Source organism: Hymenobacter piscis (assembly GCF_018760735.1).
GTDB classification, from domain to species: Bacteria; Bacteroidota; Bacteroidia; order Cytophagales; family Hymenobacteraceae; genus Hymenobacter; species Hymenobacter piscis.
Genome location: NZ_JAHHZN010000009.1, coordinates 81,074 through 101,258 on the forward strand (window position 1 = coordinate 81,074; position 20,185 = coordinate 101,258).

Here is a 20,185-nt window from a genome sequence, read left to right on the forward strand (position 1 = left end):
GCAGTAGGCCGCATTAAAAGTAAGGCACCGTAACGGTGGTCTGGTTGCCGGTATTGGTATCGGTGATCTGGATGGAAAAGCCTCCGCTGGAGGGCACCACGTTGATCTGGTAGGAGCCGACGTTGTAGTTGCCCGCCTGCAGGCCCTGCCCGGCGCTGCCGAACTGATTGCCCACGAGCTTCTGAGCCAGCTGCCCCAGAATCTGCTGATTCAGGTTCTGCTCAAACTGCTTGATTGGGTCCTGTTGGAACGGGTTAGACGTGGAAGCCGCCGGGTCAGCAATGGAGTTCTGAGACTGAGCCGAGCTCAGCAGCCAGGAATAATTGAACGTGTTGCCTCCCCCGAAAGCGGGGTTTTTGGGCTCGTACACGAAATCCTGGCCCATTGCGCCATGCGCAAACAACGCGAGCAGGGCCACCAGCGCGGCACGGAGGATGGAAGAGTTCATACCAATGAAATGGGTGGAGTAAGACGAATCAGAATCGGGAGGCTCAGAATACTTCGGGCGGAACGCGGCCCCCGCGCTCCAGCTGGCGGCTTTCGTCGCGGGCACGCGCCAGGAACTCCTGGGCCACTGATAAAGCGTAGGCGGCCAGCTCCTCTACTACTTCCGCCTTGGGCTGAAGCGGCAATTCGAGCAGCTCGTTGTCGTTCACTTCGAGCGAAATCAGGGTACTGGTGCCGCGGGCGGGCTTTTCGCGCACCACAATGGTGAAATCCGTTACGCCCGGCGGCACTTCCCAGTGGGTGTAAAACTCGTCGTAGAAGTCGTGGCCAAACTTGGAAATCGTCTGATCCATGACCAGCCCGTCGATTTCAGTAGCCTTGAACTGGCGCCGCTCCTGCCCCGCCGACGAGTCGCCTACTGCCTGTAGCAACAGGCGCAGGGCTTCTTCGAGCTTTTTGGGCGGCAACGGTACGGCCTCCGACTCCTTGGTGGCGGCCGGTGGAGCAGGTTTGAGAGGTGGTTTAGGAGGTGGTTTAGGAGGTGTAACCTGAGCGGCCGCGCTCAGGCTCAGCAACACCAGCATCAGGCAACTTACCCCCAGGGCCCACGGCCGCCACCACAGATAATACACCACGGGACGCGCGGGTTTTTCAGACGAGGACGTGGATGTTGCAGGCATAACACAGTAGTTACCAACCGAGCAGCAGACGAACTGTAGAAGCCAGATTCAAGAATTGAATCATAACAAGTATTATTCGCCACTAAATCGACATAAATGTAATTATATAATAAAATAATACAAATAAATAATTGATTTATTCAGCGCCTTTTCTCAGCTTACTACTCGCCTGGCTTCCACACACAACCTAACCACTTCACAGTCAGGCGCAAAATAGCGGCATTCACCTGACTCCTTATGGATCAGACGAATGCCGCATCGACTCTAAGAACAAAAGCGAGCTGCTACTCGCTACTCCCAGAGCGGGTAATGCTCCAGGTGCACTTCCTGCCCGAAGAAGATGCGGGTGCTCTCTTCAAAGGAGCGCGTAAAATCCGACACGTAGAAGTGATGGCGGGGCGGGGTCGCACCCGCTTCGGCCAGCAGCTGCCGGCTTTCCAGGTAGCGGCGCACGTGCTGGGCCACTATGTCGGAGGCGTCCAGCACTTCGGTGCGGCCCTGGTAGAACTCGGCAATCTGCTGCTTGATGAGCGGGTAGTGGGTGCAGGCCAGCACCAGCGCCTCAATCCCGTCGAGGGCGGGGTTGGAGAGGTAGGTTTCGATGACGTTGCTGGCAATGGAGTCGTTGAAGAAGCCTTCCTCTATCATGGGCGCCAGCAGCGGCGTGGCCAGGCTGCGCAGCTGCACCTGGGCATCCAGGTCGTCGATTTTCTTCCGGTACACGTTGCTGTTGACCGTCTGCTTGGTGCCAATCAGGCCCACCGTGCGGCCCGCGTATTCCTGCCCCACGTGGGCCACAATGGGGTCGATGACGTTCAGCACCTGGGCCTTGGAGCCCACGTATTCGCGCACCAGCTCGTAGGCGGCCGCCGAGGCGGAGTTACAGGCAATCAGGATGACTTTGCACTGTTGCTTGAGCAGCAGGTCGCAGATTTTGACCGCGTAAGCTTGAATGGCGGCCGTGCTTTTGTCGCCGTAGGGCAGGTGGGCCGTGTCGCCGAAGTACACCAGCCGCTCGTGGGGCAGCACGCGGGCCACCGCCCGGGCCACCGTGAGGCCACCAATGCCGCTATCGAATACGCCGATGGGGCGCGTGGTCAGGTCGGGGGAAGAAGTCGGGGAAGTCATGGAAGGCGAAGGTACGGGATGCGGGCAGGGTTTCGCCGGACGTAAGTGGGGCCACAACTGAAAAAGCCGAAACTCCACGTCCGTCAGGGGCCACTCCCCTACCCACTCAGCCGCCCGTCGGCGGCGTAGCGCAGCTCCCCCAGCTCGACTAAGTCGCGGAGCAGGGCCGTGACGGCGGAGGCCTGGCCGGGGGTGTAGTGGGTGAGCACCTCGCGGGGCGTGAGGGGCGTGGCTTTCACCAAATCCAGCAGCTGAGTCCGGAGCTCGGGCAGCGGGGTGGCTTCCTGGCGGGCTTTTTTGCGGGCCAGGCAGAAGTCGCACACCCCGCAGACCGGCGCGTCCAGCTCCCCGAAATACTCCAGCAGCAGCTGCTGGCGGCAGCGCCCCCCGGCGGCGTACCGAATCACGGAGTCGGTTTTATGGATGGCCAGGTCGCGCTGCTGGTGTAGGCGCTTTTGCTCCAGTGGGAGCTTATCGGCATCGAAGCGCGGGGTCGTGAACAGGGCCTGGGGCGACTCGTGGCGGGGCTGAAACTGAATAATGCCCGAGCGGTGCAAAAACACCAGCATCTTGCGCAAATCCACCACGCTCAGGCGCAGGTGCTGGGCCAGGCTGTTCTCCGAAATCCGCTGGAAACCCGCGAACAGCTCACCCCCATGAAAGCGCAGCAGACTCTTGATAAGCTGGTCGTGCTGGGCGTTGGCCACTTGGAAGCGGTAGAGGTCGGTGTGGTCGATGGGGATGTGGACGCGGGCGGGGTTGTTGACGGCCTCATTCACCTGCACGAACCCCTCCCGCGTCAGCGTCCGGAGACTGTTGTGGGCATCGAGGGCCCGGATGCGGTAGGTTTCGGCGAACTGCTGGAGGTCGAAGTCGAAGGTCACCAGCTCGCCCCCGCCCACGGCCGTGCGCGAAAAGTTGGCCAGGGCCTGGTACACCCGCCGCACGGTATCGAGGGGCGGAAAGCTCTGGCGGGTGCGGCGGCCCAGCTCATCGGCATCATTAGGGCCAGTGAGCAGCACGGCAAAGGCGTATTTCTCGTCGCGGCCGGCGCGGCCCGCCTCCTGGTAGTAGGCCTCCAGGTTGTCGGGCGCTTCCAGGTGCACCACCAAGCGCACGTCGGGTTTGTCGATGCCCATGCCGAAGGCGTTGGTGGCCACAATGCAGCGGGTTTTGTTCTGCATCCAGTCCTGCTGCACGCGGGTGCGCTGGTCGGCGGGCAGGCCGGCATGGTAGGCGGCGGCGGCAATGCGCTGCTGCTGCAGGTAGTGGGCCGCGTCCTCGGTCTGGCGGCGGGTGCGGGCGTACACGATGCTCGTTTTATCGGCCCCCACCCCGCGCACCACTTCCAGCATGCGCCGGAGCTTGTCCTCGGTAGGGAGCACCGAGTACGAGAGGTTGGGCCGGGCGAAGCTCTGCTGAAAAACGCGGTGCGAGGCCCCGAAATGCAGCTTGTCCACAATATCCTGGCGCACCTGCTCGGTGGCGGTGGCCGTGAGGGCGATGCAGGGCACGTTCGGCAGCAGCTCCCGCAGCTCGGCAATGCGCAGGTAGGGCGGGCGGAAATCGTAACCCCACTGGGAAAGGCAGTGCGCTTCGTCGATGGCCAGCAGGCTCACCTTCATCTTCGATACCCGGGCCCGGAACATATCCGTCAGCAGCCGCTCGGGGCTCACGTAGAGAAACTTCACCGGACCGTACACGCAGTTGTCGAGGGTCTGGTCGATTTCCTGGTGGCTCAGGCCCGCGTACACGGCTTCGGCCTTGATGCCGCGCTTGCGCAGGTTTTCCACCTGGTCCTTCATCAAGGCAATGAGCGGCGACACGACCAGGCACAAGCCCGGCCGGGCCAGGGCCGGCACCTGGAAGCAGATGCTCTTGCCCCCGCCGGTGGGCAGCAGGGCCAGCGTATCCTGCCCGGCCAGCACCGAGCGGATGATGTCTTCCTGCAAAGGCCGAAACCGGGAGTGTCCCCAGGTCTGGCGCAGCACGAGCAGGATGTCATCGGTGGCGTGTTCAGGCATGCAGCAAAAGTACGAACTCAACCCCTCCCCTCCGGGAGAGGCATGGGGGTGGGGCAAAAAAAGCCCGGCTCCTTGCGAAGCCGGGCGTGAGCAGAGAAACATCGGGAGCTTAAGCGGCAGCAGACGTCTGGCCGTTTTCGCGGTCGTCGATGGCCGCTTTCAGCTTGGCGATGGCCTGGGTGGCGCGCTCCTGGTCGAGGCGGTTAATGTTGAGCAGCATCTTGGTTTTCTCAGCCCGGGAGATAACCGGGTGGTTGAGCAACCGAATGATTTCTTCCTTCTGCGAAGCCGTGGCGTAAGCCAGGGCCGCAGGCTCAGCGACGGCTTCCGCCGGAACGGCCTTCATGGCCACCGGCGCGGGGGCCGCGGCGGCAGGCTGGGATGCCGGAGCGGCGGGAGCTTCTGCCACGGCGGGTACATTGCCGGCGTAATCCATTTCCTCGGCCGGAGTGGGCTCGTAGCCGGCGGCGCGGATAATCCACGCCAGAATGTTGCGGTAGGCCTTGCCGATGGCCCGGGTCTGGGCCATGCTCATGATGGCAAATTCCTGGTAGAATTTCTTGCCCTGCTCCTTGCTTGAGCACACGGCAAAGCCGGCGCCCACCGTCTGCCCGCTCTTCAGATCAAAGAGAATGACTTTGGCCTGGTACTTTATTTCCTGCTCGTTGCTGACGTTGATGACGTGCTCCACCACGGGCACGATGCCCAGGCGGGAGCCGGCGTACTGCCAGCCTTCCACGTTCACGAACTCCTTGCCCTGCACGTTGGTAGTGAGCTTATTTTCCTTGATGAACTTCGCCAGATCCGTGGCCAGGTGCAGCGTCTCGTCGGAGTGCGACAGGTCGTAGCTCTCAACTTTGGGCTTGCGGACGGGCTCTTTGGGGGCTTTCACTGCTTGGCTCATGGTTTGTTTCCGTTAGGTTCCTGTAATACCGTGTTTGTTTACGTGAATATAACCAACAGCCCCCTTAAAAGGTGCAGTTTTTAGCAGTTTTTTTATCAATTTTTACCATTGATTATCAGACTATTACAAAAGTATAATCCAATTATTTTAGCCACATAATTTCCAATCACTTTCAACTAACCACATTCGCACCGCCGGGCCGGTCATGCCACTAAAAAAACCCGCAGCTCCGTCTGCTTGCGCGTCAACGGAATTGCGGGTTTTGCTGCACGGTCCGGCTCTGGGCGGACGCGTGACCGGGGTCGAGTACTTAATTAACCCTTATTAGTCTCGGTTTAGTTGCCCGCGGACCGGTGCAAAATACGGGGAATGGCCCTTTTGGCTGTCTGACAACGCATCAGGCCAGCAAAAAGCCGGCCCGGGGCCGGCTTTTGCTGAATCAGAAATCTGTGCTCCTGGGCGTAGATGCCAGGGCGGAATGATGCCCAGCGCTTAATGGCCGCCTTCCCAGATGTTGCCATCCTTCATGGTAATCGTGCGGTCAGCCATTTCGGCCAGCTGGTCGTTGTGGGTCACAATCACGAAGGTCTGGCCCAACTCCTTGCGCAGCAGGAAGAAAATTTGGTGCAGCTCCTGGGCGTTCTGGGAATCGAGGTTGCCGCTGGGCTCATCGGCGAAGATAATTTCCGGGGAGTTGATCAGGGCCCGGGCTACGGCCGTGCGCTGCTGCTCGCCCCCGCTCATTTCGGAAGGCTTGTGGTCGGCGCGGCGCTCCAGGTTCAGCATCCCGAGCAATTCGCGGGCCCGCACCCGGGTTTCCTTTTCCGAGCGTCCTGCCAGATAAGCCGGCAAACACACGTTTTCGAGGGCCGTGAATTCGGGCAGCAGGTTATGAAACTGGAAGATGAAGCCGATGTGCCGGTTGCGGAACCGGGCCAGATCGGAGCGGCCCAGGGAGCTGACCGACTCGCCATCGAAGAGCACCTCGCCCGAATCGGGGTTATCGAGGGTGCCCAGGATGTGGAGCAGCGTGCTTTTGCCGGCCCCCGACGAGCCCACGATAGAGACGATTTCCGACTTTTCAATGGTCAGGTCGATGCCTTTGAGCACCTCCAGCGTATTGTAGCTTTTACGGACGTTGATGGCTTGCAGCAAAACGGAGCGAGGAAGTAAAGTGAGCCGGAGTACGGAAAACAAATCTACGGAATGTCGGGCGTTGCGGTGGTAAATAAGCACGACTTGTCGAGTGAAGCTACCCGACACCTCCTTGATTCTCTTATCTTCCCTCTCCCTATGTCCGTTTTTGCCTTGTCCAACCGCTTTTCCCTGTCGTCGCGGCTCCTGCTGGGGCTGGTATTGCTATTGCTGCTGGCTTCGGGCTGGTGGCTGCGGCCCCGCTGGGCCTCAGTGGCGGCCCCGGCAGGCCCCGGCCCGATTACCGCCGTTCCCGGGGCCCGGGCCCCGGAACGGATGCGCGGCGTGAGCTGGGTGGGCACCGATTCGGTTCCATCCCTGGATCTGGGCCCGCTGACCCGGGCCGGCGTGAGCTGGATTGCCCAGACGCCCTTCGGCTGGCAGGCCGGCGCAGCCACACCCGCCGTGCGCGTGAGCACCGGCAAGGGAAACCGTCATTACTGGGGCGAGAGCGACGCGGGCCTGACCTTCACCACCCAGCGGGCCCGCCAACAAGGGATCCGGACGCTGCTCAAGCCCCATTTGTGGCTGCGCGGCGGGGGCGGCACCTGGCCCGGCGACGTGAAGATGACCTCCGAAGCCGACTGGCAAACCTGGTTCGCCAGTTACACTATCTTTATGCTACACTATGCCCACCTGGCCGAGCAGGAGCAGATGGATGGCCTGTGCATCGGGACGGAGCTGGCCCAGACGGTGAGCCACGAGGCCGAGTGGCGGGCCTTAATTAAGCAGGTGCGGCAGGTCTACCATGGACCGTTGACCTACGCAGCCAACTGGAGCGGGGAGTTTGAGCAGGTCCGTTTCTGGGATGCGCTGGACTTCATCGGGGTGCAGGCCTACTTCCCGCTCAGCACCACCGAGCGGCCCACCAAGGCGGCCCTGCTGGTCGCCTGGCGGGAGCCCCTGCGCCGCCTGGAGGCCGTGCAGAAGCGGTACAAGAAGCCCCTCGTCTTCACCGAAATCGGCTACAAAACCACTCCCAACGCCGCCATTGAGCCCTGGGCCTGGCCCGACCACCTCAACGTGCTTACGCCCCCCGACGAGGCCACCCAGGCGGCCTGCTACGCGGCCATGTTCGAGACGTTCTGGCCCCGGCCCTGGTTCGGGGGCCTGTTCATCTGGAAATGGTACCCCGGCCTCCAGCCCGACGGCCCCGCCCGCCGCCACCTCGACTTCACGCCCCAGCACAAACCCGCTGAGCGCATCATGGCCGAGTGGTTCCGGAAGTGAGAAGTGAGAAGTGAGAAATGAGAAGTGGTACGAAGGCCGGGCACAACCGGCCGCTTCACCGGGAGCGAAATAGACATTGTTACAGGGTTGAAATATATCGTGGGGACGGCTGGGGCGGCAGGGTCATATTGGGCGCTGCGCCGCCGAGGCCCTCGTTTTCGCCCGTTTCCCGGCCGCCGGGTGCCAACTATTCCCGCCGGCTTGCCAACTCCCAACGCAATTCTCCCTACTTTCGCGGTTAGAAACCACCCCCATAACGGATCCATAACTGACCTCTATGAACATTCACGAGTATCAGGGCAAAGACATTCTGAAGCGCTACGGCGTGCGCGTGCAGGAAGGCATCGTGGCCGATACGGCCGAAGAAGCCGTGGCAGCGGCCCAAAAGCTGACGGAACAAACCGGCACCAGCTGGTACGTTATCAAGGCCCAGATTCATGCGGGCGGCCGCGGCAAAGGGGGCGGGGTGAAACTCGCCAAAAACCTGGAGCAGGTGAAGGAAATTGCCGGCCAGATCATCGGCATGCAGCTCGTAACCAAGCAAACCGGCGCCGAAGGCCGTAAAGTCCACAAGGTGCTCATCGCCCAGGACGTGTACTACCCCGGCGAGTCGGAAACCCAGGAGTTCTACATGAGCGTGCTGCTGGACCGCGCGACCGGCAAGAACGTGATTATCTATACCACCGAAGGCGGCATGGACATCGAGGAGGTAGCGGAGGCGCACCCCGAGAAAATTCACCGCGAACATATCGACCCGCGCGTGGGCCTGCGCCCCTTCCAGGCGGCTAAAATTGCCTTCAACCTGGGTCTCACCGGCCCCGCCCAGAAGGAGATGGTGAAGTTCGTGATGGCCCTCTACAAAGCTTACGACGAAACCGACTCGGCCATGTTCGAAATCAACCCCGTGTTGAAAACGTCGGACAACAAGATTCTGGCCGTGGACGCCAAGGTAACCCTCGACGAAAACGCCCTCTACCGTCACAAAGACTTCATTGAGCTGCGCGACACCAACGAGGAAGACCCGCTGGAAGTAGAAGCCTCGGCCTCGAACCTGAACTACGTGAAGCTCGACGGCAACGTGGGCTGCATGGTGAACGGCGCCGGTCTGGCCATGGCCACGATGGACATCATCAAGCTCAGCGGCGGCGAGCCAGCCAACTTCCTCGACGTAGGGGGTGGAGCCAACGCCCAGACCGTGGAAGCCGGTTTCCGCATCATCCTGAAGGACCCGAACGTGAAAGCCATCCTCATCAACATCTTCGGGGGCATCGTGCGCTGCGACCGGGTGGCCAATGGCGTGGTGGAAGCCTACAAGAACATCGGCGACATCAAGGTGCCCATCATCGTGCGCCTGCAAGGCACCAACGCGGAGGAAGGCGCCCGCATCATCGACGAGAGCGGCCTGAAGGTGTTCTCGGCCGTGCTGCTGAAGGATGCCGCCGAAAAAGTAAAAGAAGTGCTGGCCTCGCAGGGCATCTAATTTGCTCATTTCGGCTGTTTTGCCACTCACTAAGCTCGTCCGTACCCACGGACGAGCTTTTTGTTTGTCGCCTGCCCAACCTCTTGCAGAATACTTCGTTAGAAGCAGTAAAATTGACTTTATCGTATGATAAATAAGACTTTTACTTTGCTGGCAGCTGCATTCTGTTTTTCGTTTGCCGTTCAGGCACAGGATGCCGAGCGTGATTACCCCTACCTGACTACGCTCGATTCTACCCCTTACCCCTTTGAGTTTAGTTCCCCGACCACCCCCTATCTGACCCGCTTTCGGGAAATGTTCGGGCTCAAGGGTGTAATCGGTAAGGAAACGTCTGATCTGGGGCGTGCGCGGGCTTTGTGCGAATGGGTGCATTTCCGGCTCGAGCACGACGGCCACAAATCGTTCAAGTCCCAGGACCCGTTCGCCATTCTTAAAGCGGCTCAGGCTGGTCAGCAGGTGCAATGCGTGGAATATGGACTGGTACTGGCCGCGGCCTTCAACGCCGTAGGTATTCCGGCTCGCCCCCTTTACCTGAAAGCCGCCGATGTACAGACTCGTCGCTCGGCTGCCGGGCATGCGCTGGCCGAAGCCTGGCTGCCTGATTTAGGTAAATGGGTAATGGTAGATGCGCAGGCTAATATCATTCCCCTGCTCGGCAGCAAGCCCCTTAATGCGGTGGAACTGCAACAGGCACTGCTGGCCAAGCGCGACGATCTGACGGTCCTTAGTTCAACCAGAGCACCGGCCGGCTCCTATTTTCGCTGGGTTGACCAGTACCTGTTCTACTTTGATACCGTGATGGACAACCGCTACGATGTTAAGTCGGCCCGTACCGGGCTGATGCTGGTTCCTGTGGGGGCTCATAAGCCCGTAGTTTTTCAGCGTACTGAATCCATCCATAATATTCGCTACACAAATTCCGTGGCTACCTTTTACGCTTCTCCCTCGCAGGCTGATCTGCCAATTGCCACGTCGGGTAGCGCAGCCGGCCACTAAAAGGCCGGACGCGTATGTTTCTAGACGCTAAACGGCCCCGGAATCCTGGATTCCGGGGCCGTTTAGCGTCTTGCGCAATGAGAAGAGCTTACTTGGCTGCGACGGGCACTACCTCGCCTTTCACGCGCAGTTCCACTTCCATATTGCCGCGGGTGCCTACCGAGTACGGACAAATCTGATGCGCCTGGCGCACCATATCCAGGGTTTTCTGCTCGTCGAAAGCCTTCAGATCAACGTCGAGCACGGCACTCAGGCCATAGCTTTCCCCTTCCTGAAATAAGGCAACGGAGCACTTCACTTCTGTCTGCGGGTCGAGCTTGTCGCCAGCCCGCTGGGCAATTACGAGCAGGGCCTGCTGAAAGCAGGAGGCGTACCCGGCGGCGAACAGTTCTTCGGGGTTGGTAGCCCCCTTCTTGCCGCCCAGTCCTTCGGGCACCGACATTTCCATATCAATGACACCGGTAGCGGAACGAACGTGGCCGCTCCGGCCGCCTACGGCAGTAGCATCGGCGGTGTACAGGGTCTTCTTTTCAGTGTTGGCCATAAAAAAATACTAGACGGGGAATGATTTGCTATACATAACTCCCCTGTGGGCCGCAAGGTTACCTTAAACCAGTACATGATTTTGCAGAAAAAGCGCCGCCTGGTTTGGCGAACAAGGGTTTTCTATCTAGTTTTGCGCCTCACTACCGGGTTGCGTAGTACAACGGATAGTATGGGAGCCTCCGAAGCTCTAGATCTAGGTTCGATTCCTAGCGCGACCACACCAAAGCCCCTATACGGTCTGTATAGGGGCTTTTTGCTTTTCCCGGGGGCAGCTCACGGGACGGCGGTCCACGGTAACTCTGCTTCAGCCGCAACGGCCGGCGCGTAAACCGAACACGGTAAAAGGGCCTCGGGTACAGAGGCTTTGCGCGGCCACAAGCCGGGCGAGGCATTATGTACCTGTTTCACCCGGTTCCAGGCCCTCCTCCCGGGCCTCAAGCTTTTCTAATTCGTGGAGCTCCTCGATAATCTGGCTCGGAGTAAACAAGCCCGTCAGCGCTACGACGTCTTCAATCTTGGGCAGCAGATGAGCCTCGTCTTTGGGCAATTGATCTGATGTGGGTTGGGTGGGTTTGAGCGTATCCATAATGACAAGAACCTAAAATTCTGTCATACAGTAACCATTCAGCAACTGTCTGACAGGGATAGGCCCTAATTCAATAAGCAGGATCTGCTCCGTTTGCCCCACGGCCTGGGGCATACACGAACACACAGGCCGCAAAAAGCCTCCCCATGGCACGGCAAAGGCCCATCAGCAGTGTGCTGATGGGCCTTTGCCGTGCCATGGGGATTGCACTAGTTAGTCTAGTACTGAAACCTGGCTTTTCATGATCTGGCGGGCCATGGCCAGGTTGGTATCGGCTGAGTTTACAGCCAGGTAAATGAATTTGCCGCCATCGGCAGAAAGCCGGAGCAGGTGCAGCTGATCGGTTAGCGTCAGCAGGATATCCTGGATAGTCTGATTCAGCTTCAGGGCCTGGATTGCCTTCATTTTCTGCTTTACTACCTCCGTGTTGTAAGCGGCGGCCGTCTCGGCATCAAACGAGGCCAAATTAGAGTGGTGAGCCAGGGGCATGCCGGTCTCCGTCTCTACTACGGCCACGGCTACCAGAGAAGGAAGCTCTTTCAGAATGTTTTGTACTACTTCTTTGGGCGTTAAAACAGCCATTGAGATAAAGAAAAAGAGTGTGAGATGTGAGGTTATTTTATGTTGTATGACGCCGCAATACGTCCCGGACCAGGGACATATTCGTGTCAATGGAACGCACTACGAGGTAGCAAATCTGCCGGCCTTGCCCCATAGGGCGCAGACAGTGCAGTTGCTCATCCAATACTACGATCATATCGGTTACCTGTTGTGCTTGCAGCCACGGGGTCTGGAGCATGCGGTGCAGGGTGCGCAGCAGATCAGCGCTACGGGCCGTAAGCTTATAAGGATCGAACTTAGCCGTGGCAGTATAGGCGGCTACCATTTTACTGGAGGCGGCATCGACCACTGCCACTGCCACTAGCTCGGGTAGCTCCCGTAACAGATCCTGAATCAGCGCGTCAGCCCGGCTACGCGTCGCTCCGACAGCATCTCCCGTAATTTTTTTCACCACCAACTGGTTTAGAAACGGGATACGCATGGAGTTTGTGCTATTTGCAGTTCTTAGATTAATAAACTATTCAAGCTGAGTTTCTGCTCTGGCCGGGCGTTTCGGCCATTACCAGGCAGCGTCACCCGCCAGACGGCTGCAACGGAAAGAACCGACGGGTTTCCCGATAAGAGGATACAGTCCCTTCCGTTGCAACGGCTGCCTTAAAAAAACAGCCAGCGTTTCTTGGCGGCCCGGACTTTATTGCCGCGGGGCAGCAGCGTTACGTTAGCGGTGCCGCCCTTCGAGCGGATTACCTCTTCCTCGGTATAGCCAGCGTAGCCATACTGCAGGATAGTAGGCCGGCCGGCCGCCATGCGCAGGTTATAGCGTCCCTGGCCATCGGTGCTGACACCCGTTTGAGTGCCTTTTACCCACACGGTAGCGCCCACCAGGGGCTTACCATTCTCGTCCAGAATCTGGCCGGCTACGGTAGTAAGGCGCAGCGCGTTGGCGTCGGCGGCCGTTTCGGCCAGTTCCGTTGGTGCTGGCAACGCCTCGGTGGGCGTATTGGGCAGGTTAGCGCCGGCAAATACGGCTCCGCTTACCAAGGCCCCGCCGGCCACCAGAGAAGCCGCCCGACGACGGAAACGCTCCGGCTCCGTGCGCAGCAAGTCAAACTGGCGCTGCACCCACCCTACGGGCTGTACCTGATGGCCTTTTTGCTTGAGCTCATGGAACCGCTCCAGCGTTTCATCAGCCAGTTGTTTGTCCGACTTTAGAAAGGCGTCTACCAGTTCCGTGTTGTGGCTCGACAGGTCACCGCGCAGGTACGCGTCCCGGTAAGCCGGCAATAGTTCCCCTGTGACGGGGTGAAATGGGTTGGCATTTAGTTTCATTCTGAGAATGTAAAGGTGTGATACGTAAGAGAAACCCGCCTGCATGTTATGGATAACTGAACGCAAAGTTGCTTACTACAGCCTGGAAATGACCATGTACGAGTTAGCCTTTTCGTTGGTTAGCTACTTTCAGCGGTTAAAGCCATCTTTTCACAAGGCGAAACGCCGTTCCCATTTTAGGAATAGCCCTAATTTTGTATGTATAAATATCTATACTTCCTTTCCACCAGTTCTACCCGGCCGTCAGCATGGCCCAGCAATACCAAAAGTTACTATAGTACTATTACCTGTTGAGCTTACTCCACTCTGCTTCCCGGCCGTGCCAAACCTTGCGCTGACCTAAAACTGATTAATTCGCCGCTGAAAGGACCTATATAGCGTATTCGTGAACGATGTATCTCGGTTGTAGAGACGCAGTATTTTGCTTCTCGTCGTTGCTGATGTTGACTGACCCATACCGTCGTTCAACAATGAGACGCAAAATATTGCGTCTCTACACTACAGGATACGCCGTTCAGGAAACTGCTATATGTGGAAAAGTTGATAACCGGCTGTCGGCATGCGAGGCGGCATCATCGGAATAAATTCAGGACAGGACCAGGGCCCACGCTAACATAGGGGTCTGACTATATCTTTTACTGGCTGACCACCGTATAAGGCGGCACCCGATTCCCGGGTAGATTTTCCATCCTAACCCCCTGCGCAATGAACAAGTACCTGCTTTCCGCTTTGGCCCTTTCGTTTACCCTCACTACTGGCTCGGCTGTGGCTCAGGGCCGGATGAAAAAGAAATCGGACGACGAAAAAACCAAGGTCACCACCGACGACGGCATGATGACCAAAACCAAAGTAGCCGACGATGGCAAAACCAAAGTCAAAGGCAAATCGGGTAACGGGGCCAAGATGAAGGCCACCACCAAGCCCCGCGAGGGAGCCGAGATGAAGGATATGTCGATGAGCAACAGCGCCGGTGTGATGGTGGGCGGGGCTATGATGACGCCCGACAAGGACATTGTGGACAACGCCGTGAATTCGGCCGACCATACGACCCTGGTAGCGGCCGTGAAAGCCGCCGACCTGGTAGGCACGCTTAAAAGCGACGGTCCGTTCACGATTTTTGCCCCTACTAACGCTGCTTTCGATAAGCTGCCCGCCGGCACCGTCAGCACCCTGGTGATGCCCGAAAACAAGGAAAAACTCACTACTATTCTTACCTATCACGCTGTACCGGGCCGTCTGATGGCCGCCGACCTGCAGGATGGCCAGACCCTGACCACGGTAGAAGGTGAAACCCTGACCGTGCATCGCTCGGGCAATACCGTCATGATCCATGACGCCAAGGGGGGCATGGCCACGGTGGTAGTAGCCGATGCCGTATCGAAGAATGGCGTTACCCACGTCATTGACACCGTGCTGATGCCGACCCGCTAACCCGGCTTTCGTTCCTGATTACCGGCACTGCCAGCCCCCGGGGGCTGGCAGTGCCGCGTTTATACCAGTCGAAGTCAGCTGAAACGGTGGTAATCCTGAAAGTTTCCCGACCTTTGGAGTCAGTTCTCTTTTGTACCCACACACCTGATTAACTGCTTCATGAAACACCTCTTCGCCTGGATGCTGGCGGCCACCTTGGGCTTGGGCCTGAGTTCGGCCACGGCCCAAACGCTCCCCCCCGCCCCCGCCACCAGCCTGCAGGGGCAGGCCCTGAAAGACTGGCTGCGCGAGAACTGGTACGACGGCAAACGTGTGGAGCTGAGCTACAGCGAGGCCCGCGGCCGGATGTACAACTTCATCGACAACCAGGATGGCCGGGTGGTATGCGTGTACTCGGGCTACACCGAAACCGTCAGGCTGGACTCTTCCAATACCAGCCCCGGGGTGGTTCGCCGCATCAACTGCGAGCATACCGTGCCCCAGTCGTGGTTTGATGAGGTAGTGCGCATGCGCTCCGACATTCACCACCTGTTTCCGACCTACGACACCTGGAACTCGAACCGGGGCTCTGATCCGTTTGCTGAAATTCCGGACAGCCAGACCCAGCTCTGGATGCGCGACGCCCAGAGCCAGACCTCGATTCCGACTGCCAACCTCGACGAGTACAGCGAAGACACGAACTCGCAGTTTGAGCCCCGCGAAGACCACAAGGGCAACCTGGCCCGCGCCGTCTTCTACTTCTACACCATGCACCAGGGTCAGCGGTTCGATAGTGGCAAAGGCGTAATTACGGCCGCCGCCGACCTCAACACCCTCTACCAGTGGCACCTGGCCGACCCCGTGGACGCCCGGGAGCGGGAGCGGAACCGGCGCACGGCCAAGAGCCAGGGCAACTTCAACCCTTACATTGCCTACCCCGATCTGGTGGCCCGCGCCTGGGGCTTCCAGGTACTGCCCACGTTCTCGTTTGCTACTGCCACCGGCAGCATCGTGGAAGGCAATGCCGGCACCAGCACTTACACCGTTAACGTAACGGTTACCCCCGCGCCCACGGCTCCGCTTACGGTGCAGGTCGGTTTCGAGGCGGGCAGCTCCACGGCCGTTAGCGGCCAGGATTTCACCTTCAGCTCGCCCCAGACGCTGACCTTCGCCGCGGGCCAGACGTCGCAGCCGGTTACCGTGACGGTGAACGGCGATGCGACGCCCGAGGCCGATGAAACGCTGGTGCTGGCCCTGCGCAACCCTTCCAGCGGCGCGGCCGTGGGCGGCCCGGCCCAGCACGAGCTTACGCTCACCAACGACGACGGCCCGGCCCCGACCATCCGCTTCGCCGCGGCCACGGGCACCCTGCCGGAAGGCGATGCCGGCTCGAGCACCTATTCGGTGAATGTGACGCTGAGCGGCAGCGCGCCCTCGGCCGCCGTCACCATTCCGGTAAGCGTGAGCACCAGCGGCACCACGGCCACCTCGCCCGCCGACTACACCCTGAACACGACTTCGCTCACCTTTGTGGCCGGCCAGGCCAGCCAGTCGTTCCCAGTGACGGTGACGGTGGCGGGTGATGCCCAGCCCGAACCCAACGAAACCATCCGGCTGGTGCTGGGCACGCCCACCACGGGCGGCGCGGTGCTGGGCTCCCCGGTAGCCCACGTGCTCACCATCACCAACGACGACCAGACGCCCCCCAGTTCGCCCTGCACCGACCTGTACTTCTCGGAGTACGTGGAAGGCGCGGCCAGTAACTCCAAGGCTATCGAAATCTATAACCCCTCTACCGCGCCCATCAGCCTGAGCGGCATCGAAGTCCGGCTGTTTGGTAACGGCGCAACCACTCCCAACGCCATCCAGGCCCTGAGCGGTACCCTTGCCCCCGGCGACGTGTACGTGATTGCCAATACCGGCGTGGCCTCACCCGTGGTGCTGGCCCAGACCGACCTGCAATCCAGCGTGGGCTTTTTCAACGGCGATGATGCCCTGCTGCTCATGGACGGCACCGATACGCTCGACATCATTGGGGTGATTGGCCAGCAGCCGGCGGGCGGCTGGCAGCTACCGGGCGGAGGCAGCACCACCAATGCCACCCTCGTGCGCAAAGCCACGGTGCAGGGCGGCCGGAAGCGCTGGAGTGAGGCCGCCGCCGAGTGGCAGTTCCTGGGCACCGACGTGTACACCAGCGTAGGCAGCCACACCAGCACCTGCGCCACGGCCACGCCTACTGCCCAGGCCGCACCCCTGAACCGCGGCATTGAGGTATTCCCGAACCCGGCCGCCAGCAGCCTGCAGGTACGCCTGCCGGGCCTGCGCGGCCGCCAGACGGCCGTTATCAGCCTCTGCAACGCCCTGGGTCAGGAAGTACTGCGCTCCACTCAGGCTCTGACGGGGCCGCAAGCGGCCACGCTGCCGGTTGAATCTCTGGCCAGCGGCCTGTACTTTGTGCGCGTTACGGCCGAGGGCGTGCGCTACACCAGCCGCGTAGCCGTACAACACTAACGGCCTTTCTCGGCGGGCCCCAGCCCATCAGCCCAAACCCCGTACGCCCCGGTTTCCTGCACGGAAGCCGGGGCGTACTGCGTTCTGCCACTCTGTGTAGCTGCCCGGGGCAATGGGCAGCGCCCGTTATGGGCGCCAGGCTCAGGACCGGGACTACTGCGCCAGCAGCGGCGCGTATTCGGCGTGGTCGGCCACAAACTGCCGCATAAACGAGCAGCTGGTACGTACCTGTAGCTGCTGCTCGCGGGCGTAGGCCAGGGCGGCCCGGGCCAGCTCGGCGCCCACGCCCTGCCCGCGCAGGCCCTCATCGACGAAGGTGTGGGTGAAATCAATTACCCCATCGGCGGGCCGACTGTAGGCCAGCTCAGCCGAGAGGCCGCCCTGCTCAACGGTAAATTCCTGGTTTTCGGGATGATGCGCAACGGTAGTGGCCATAGTGGAGAAGAGGAAAAGTGACGTCATGCCGACGGGCCACCGGCAGCTTCTGCTGCTGGGCACCGCCATTTCCCGCAGCTTTACGTATGAAGCACAACGGCGGCCATTTACCGGGCTGCCGCTTCCCTATTCTTCCCTTCTACTCTCCGTCTCATGCACAACGACGCGCCCAATTCCCCCACTACGCCCTCCAATCCGGCCAACGGCCACGACACGCCCCAGTACGGCGACTTTGGCAAACCGCAGCATGCCGCTTCCGATGCCACTACGCCCGATGAAAGCGTAACCCACGGCGGCCAGGCAGCTCCTTCGGTCGCCTTCCCCGAGCAGCGCGGCAGCAGCCCCCAGAACCTCGACCCGGCCGCCGTGCGCAAAGTGGAGGACGCTGAGTACGAAGAGCAGCGCGAAGGCTGGGCCAAGGACGACCCCCGCTATGGCGGTGGCACCCGCAACTGGGCTACCAACGAGCCGGCCAACGCCACGCAGGCTCCGGCCTCAGAAGAACGCGAGGAGCGCAACCCGAACGTAGGCAGCAACGACAACCCCGACGAATTCAGCGCCTTCCGCAACGATGAGGGCCGCGGCATTCCCGGGGCGGGCAAAGAGGATGAAATGCCGAAGCCGGACCAGCAGTAAAGTGGTTTGCGTCCAATTTCACTCACCTTCCTTTCCCTGTACTCATGAGCACTGATCAGAAAAAAGACTCCCACCAGGAGCCGAACCAGGACCCCGCCGCGGCCCTCAACGCCCAGGATACCAACCTCACTCCCGAGCAGCTCAAGCACCGCCAGGAGCTCTACGGCTACAAGCGCGATGAGGAAGGCACCCTGGATACCTCGGCCCGCCTCGAAAATGCCATGTCGGGCACGCCTGCCGGCAGTGCCACCACTGGCCCCGATCCGGACAATTCCAGCATGACCGACGAGCTGATGAACCCGGGTTTCAATAACCCCATCAACGACAACAACCGCTAAGTCTGGCTTTGCCGCCCGCTGGTATTGCCCCCCCTTTCGCCCCATGGCGGAAGGGGGTTTTTGTTGCCGGTAACCGCGCCGTCGGCCAGAGGCCCGGGCCGCGTTGGCAAGCATTCCTGCGTTCCGGGCCTGGAAGGGTATAGGAATGCTTGGGCAGTATGCTATTTTTTGGCCGAAAAGCGCGGTCTGGTGGGGGTTTTTGCGTATACTGGCCGGGCTATTTTCTTGGTATTTCCTGCTCCTAATCCGCTGTTGCCATGGCTGCCTCCTTTCTCGTGCTGACTGACTTTACCCCGGCCGCCGACCAGGCCCTGCGCTACGCGGCCGCCCTGGCCGAACCCGCGCAGGCGTCCCTGATTCTGCTTCATATCCGGCGCGAAACCCTGCTCGACCCCGACATCTTCAACGGCAGCATCCGGCACCTGAGCGAGGGCGAAATAGCCGCCGCCCTGCAGGAGCGCGTGGCCCCGCTGAACGTGCCGACCACTGTGGAGTCGGCCGTGGATGGGGTGGAGGCCGCCCTGACGGAGGCCGTGCGCCGCCACGCTCCCCACCTGGTGATACTGGGCAAGCCCAATACCGAGCGCACACCCGATGAGCTGGTGACCAGCACTGCGCTGAAACTGTTGCGCGTCACGCGCACGCCCCTGCTGGTAGTGCCTCAGGCCAGTACGGCAACCGTCCCGCCCCGGCGCGTAACCGTGGCGGCCGATAAAACCGCCATTGCGCTCAAACCGCAGTCGGAAGGCGTGCGGGAACTGCTGCGGGCCCTGCAACCCTGCCTGACGGTGGCCCACGTGGCCCAGCCCGAGGACAACGACAATTGTACCGATTCGCTGGATGCGGTGGTGAGCAGCGGCCTGATTCAGGGTATCGAGACCCGCATTCATACCCACGGCACCCGGCATCGGCGGATACCGGAAGGCATTGTGCAGGCCGCCACCGAAACCCGGGCCGATTTGCTGCTGCTCGTGGCCCGCCGACGCAGCTTCCTGGGCCAGCTGTTCAACCGCAGCGTTACGTCGCAGGTAATTTTACACGGCCGGTTGCCCATGCTGCTGGTGCCGGCCCTGAGTTAGCTGCCGGCCTCAGGGTTTACGCGCCCACCACGGGGCTGCGGCGCTCCAGCAGGCATACGTCGCGCCAGTGCCCATGGAGTTGGCCCAGCTTTTCGCGGATGCCCACCAGCCGAAAACCGGCCCGCTCGTGCAGGCGCAGGCTGGGCGTATTTTCGCGCAGAATACCGGCCTGCAGCGTCCAGATTCCGTGGGCTTCCGAATCCTGAATCAGCCGCTTGAGCAACTCAAGACCCAGGCCGCGGCCCCGGCGGGCGGCGGCCACATACACGCTCACTTCGGCCACCCCGCAGTACACACACCGTCCCGAAACGGGCGTGAGGGCCGCCCAGCCACCCAAAACACCGCTTTCATCTTCCATAACCCAGCGGCTGTGGGGCAGGTGGGCCGCGTCCCAGGCTTCCCAGGTGGGGACTTCGGTGGTGAGGGTGGCCTGGCCGGTGGCAATGCCTTCGGCATAGACGGCGGCTACGGCCGGATAATGGGCCGCTTGTAGGGGCAGCAGACGGGCAGCAGAAACTGACATAGTACGAGGCAGCAGCAGGCGTTGGCGAAGCGAAGAAAACCGCAATGCCACGGAGTAGGCAGCTGTTTCGGCCGGCACCCGGCCACCGGCTTCAGGCGGGCTGAGTGTGGCGGCGAAGGTAAAAAGAAGTTGGCCGGCCGCAACGCCC

At 60.6% G+C, this 20,185-nt stretch carries 21 protein-coding genes and 1 tRNA gene; 9 read left to right on the forward strand and 13 right to left on the reverse strand.

From position 1 onward, the window contains the following. Positions 1–13: 13 nt before the first annotated feature. The 6 genes from KLP40_RS11565 to KLP40_RS11590 all read right to left on the reverse strand — a co-directional run bounded on the left by KLP40_RS11565 (position 14) and on the right by KLP40_RS11590 (position 6,338). Entirely contained in the window at positions 14–448 is a 435-nt protein-coding gene (locus tag KLP40_RS11565) for a curli production assembly/transport component CsgF (protein ID WP_215593936.1), read from the reverse strand. A gap of 43 nt (positions 449–491) precedes the next feature. Next, a complete protein-coding gene (locus tag KLP40_RS11570; RefSeq protein WP_215593937.1) occupies positions 492–1,127 on the reverse strand; it encodes a curli production assembly/transport protein CsgE in 636 nt (211 codons plus the stop codon). Positions 1,128–1,418: 291 nt separating this feature from the next. Beyond that, positions 1,419–2,255 carry a glutamate racemase gene (murI, locus tag KLP40_RS11575; RefSeq protein ID WP_215593938.1) on the reverse strand — a complete coding sequence of 279 codons (837 nt, stop codon included), beginning with the start codon at positions 2,253–2,255 and terminating at the stop codon, positions 1,419–1,421. A 98-nt stretch (positions 2,256–2,353) separates the two neighbouring features. Further along, entirely contained in the window at positions 2,354–4,279 is a 1,926-nt protein-coding gene (locus tag KLP40_RS11580; RefSeq protein ID WP_215593939.1) for a RecQ family ATP-dependent DNA helicase, read from the reverse strand. Positions 4,280–4,388: 109 nt separating this feature from the next. Then, positions 4,389–5,183: a hypothetical protein gene (locus KLP40_RS11585; RefSeq protein ID WP_215593940.1), complete on the reverse strand. Its 795-nt coding sequence runs from the start codon at positions 5,181–5,183 to the stop codon at positions 4,389–4,391. A gap of 492 nt (positions 5,184–5,675) precedes the next feature. Then, the gene (locus KLP40_RS11590) at positions 5,676–6,338 is read right to left on the reverse strand and encodes an ABC transporter ATP-binding protein (RefSeq protein WP_215593941.1); all 663 of its coding nucleotides are present in this window, start codon (positions 6,336–6,338) and stop codon (positions 5,676–5,678) included. Between the two features lie 138 nt (positions 6,339–6,476). Between KLP40_RS11590 and KLP40_RS11595 the strand changes: the two genes are divergently transcribed. The 3 genes from KLP40_RS11595 to KLP40_RS11605 all read left to right on the forward strand — a co-directional run bounded on the left by KLP40_RS11595 (position 6,477) and on the right by KLP40_RS11605 (position 10,083). After that, entirely contained in the window at positions 6,477–7,607 is a 1,131-nt protein-coding gene (locus KLP40_RS11595) for a glycoside hydrolase family 113 (RefSeq protein ID WP_215593942.1), read from the forward strand. 277 nt (positions 7,608–7,884) lie between these two features. Continuing rightward, positions 7,885–9,087, forward strand: a complete 1,203-nt coding sequence (sucC, locus tag KLP40_RS11600; RefSeq protein WP_215593943.1) for an ADP-forming succinate--CoA ligase subunit beta — start codon at positions 7,885–7,887, stop codon at positions 9,085–9,087. Between the two features lie 126 nt (positions 9,088–9,213). After that, the gene (locus KLP40_RS11605) at positions 9,214–10,083 is read left to right on the forward strand and encodes a transglutaminase-like domain-containing protein (RefSeq protein ID WP_215593944.1); all 870 of its coding nucleotides are present in this window, start codon (positions 9,214–9,216) and stop codon (positions 10,081–10,083) included. Positions 10,084–10,171: 88 nt separating this feature from the next. On the opposite strand, the gene KLP40_RS11610 is transcribed toward KLP40_RS11605, so the two are convergent. Further along, on the reverse strand, positions 10,172–10,627 hold the full coding sequence (locus tag KLP40_RS11610; RefSeq protein WP_215593945.1) for an Ohr family peroxiredoxin: 456 nt from the start codon (positions 10,625–10,627) through the stop codon (positions 10,172–10,174). 148 nt (positions 10,628–10,775) lie between these two features. On the opposite strand from KLP40_RS11610, the gene KLP40_RS11615 reads away from it, so the two are divergent. After that, a tRNA-Arg gene (locus tag KLP40_RS11615) sits at positions 10,776–10,847 on the forward strand. Positions 10,848–11,020: 173 nt separating this feature from the next. Here KLP40_RS11615 and KLP40_RS11620 read toward each other — a convergent pair. The 4 genes from KLP40_RS11620 to KLP40_RS11635 all read right to left on the reverse strand — a co-directional run bounded on the left by KLP40_RS11620 (position 11,021) and on the right by KLP40_RS11635 (position 13,105). Then, on the reverse strand, positions 11,021–11,215 hold the full coding sequence (locus tag KLP40_RS11620) for a hypothetical protein (RefSeq protein WP_215593946.1): 195 nt from the start codon (positions 11,213–11,215) through the stop codon (positions 11,021–11,023). A 213-nt stretch (positions 11,216–11,428) separates the two neighbouring features. Then, positions 11,429–11,797, reverse strand: a complete 369-nt coding sequence (locus KLP40_RS11625; RefSeq protein WP_215593947.1) for a hypothetical protein — start codon at positions 11,795–11,797, stop codon at positions 11,429–11,431. 37 nt (positions 11,798–11,834) lie between these two features. Then, positions 11,835–12,257, reverse strand: a complete 423-nt coding sequence (locus KLP40_RS11630) for a hypothetical protein (protein ID WP_215593948.1) — start codon at positions 12,255–12,257, stop codon at positions 11,835–11,837. Between the two features lie 173 nt (positions 12,258–12,430). Beyond that, entirely contained in the window at positions 12,431–13,105 is a 675-nt protein-coding gene (locus KLP40_RS11635; RefSeq protein WP_215593949.1) for a carboxypeptidase-like regulatory domain-containing protein, read from the reverse strand. Between the two features lie 705 nt (positions 13,106–13,810). Between KLP40_RS11635 and KLP40_RS11640 the strand changes: the two genes are divergently transcribed. Then, on the forward strand, positions 13,811–14,536 hold the full coding sequence (locus KLP40_RS11640; protein WP_394370032.1) for a fasciclin domain-containing protein: 726 nt from the start codon (positions 13,811–13,813) through the stop codon (positions 14,534–14,536). Positions 14,537–14,695: 159 nt separating this feature from the next. Continuing rightward, positions 14,696–17,026: an endonuclease gene (locus KLP40_RS11645; protein WP_215593950.1), complete on the forward strand. Its 2,331-nt coding sequence runs from the start codon at positions 14,696–14,698 to the stop codon at positions 17,024–17,026. Positions 17,027–17,179: 153 nt separating this feature from the next. On the opposite strand, the gene KLP40_RS11650 is transcribed toward KLP40_RS11645, so the two are convergent. After that, positions 17,180–17,461 (reverse strand): GNAT family N-acetyltransferase, encoded by a 282-nt coding sequence (locus KLP40_RS11650; protein WP_215593951.1) that lies wholly within the window; start codon positions 17,459–17,461, stop codon positions 17,180–17,182. Positions 17,462–17,614: 153 nt separating this feature from the next. On the opposite strand from KLP40_RS11650, the gene KLP40_RS11655 reads away from it, so the two are divergent. From KLP40_RS11655 to KLP40_RS11665, 3 genes are all read left to right on the forward strand, one after another. Then, positions 17,615–18,097 (forward strand): hypothetical protein, encoded by a 483-nt coding sequence (locus tag KLP40_RS11655; RefSeq protein ID WP_215593952.1) that lies wholly within the window; start codon positions 17,615–17,617, stop codon positions 18,095–18,097. 44 nt (positions 18,098–18,141) lie between these two features. Next, positions 18,142–18,435, forward strand: coding sequence for a hypothetical protein (locus KLP40_RS11660; protein ID WP_215593953.1), 294 nt, complete (start codon positions 18,142–18,144; stop codon positions 18,433–18,435). Between the two features lie 257 nt (positions 18,436–18,692). Further along, positions 18,693–19,514: a universal stress protein gene (locus KLP40_RS11665; RefSeq protein WP_215593954.1), complete on the forward strand. Its 822-nt coding sequence runs from the start codon at positions 18,693–18,695 to the stop codon at positions 19,512–19,514. 16 nt (positions 19,515–19,530) lie between these two features. Here KLP40_RS11665 and KLP40_RS11670 read toward each other — a convergent pair whose 3' ends face one another. After that, the gene (locus KLP40_RS11670; RefSeq protein WP_215593955.1) at positions 19,531–20,037 is read right to left on the reverse strand and encodes a GNAT family N-acetyltransferase; all 507 of its coding nucleotides are present in this window, start codon (positions 20,035–20,037) and stop codon (positions 19,531–19,533) included. Positions 20,038–20,185: the final 148 nt, after the last annotated feature.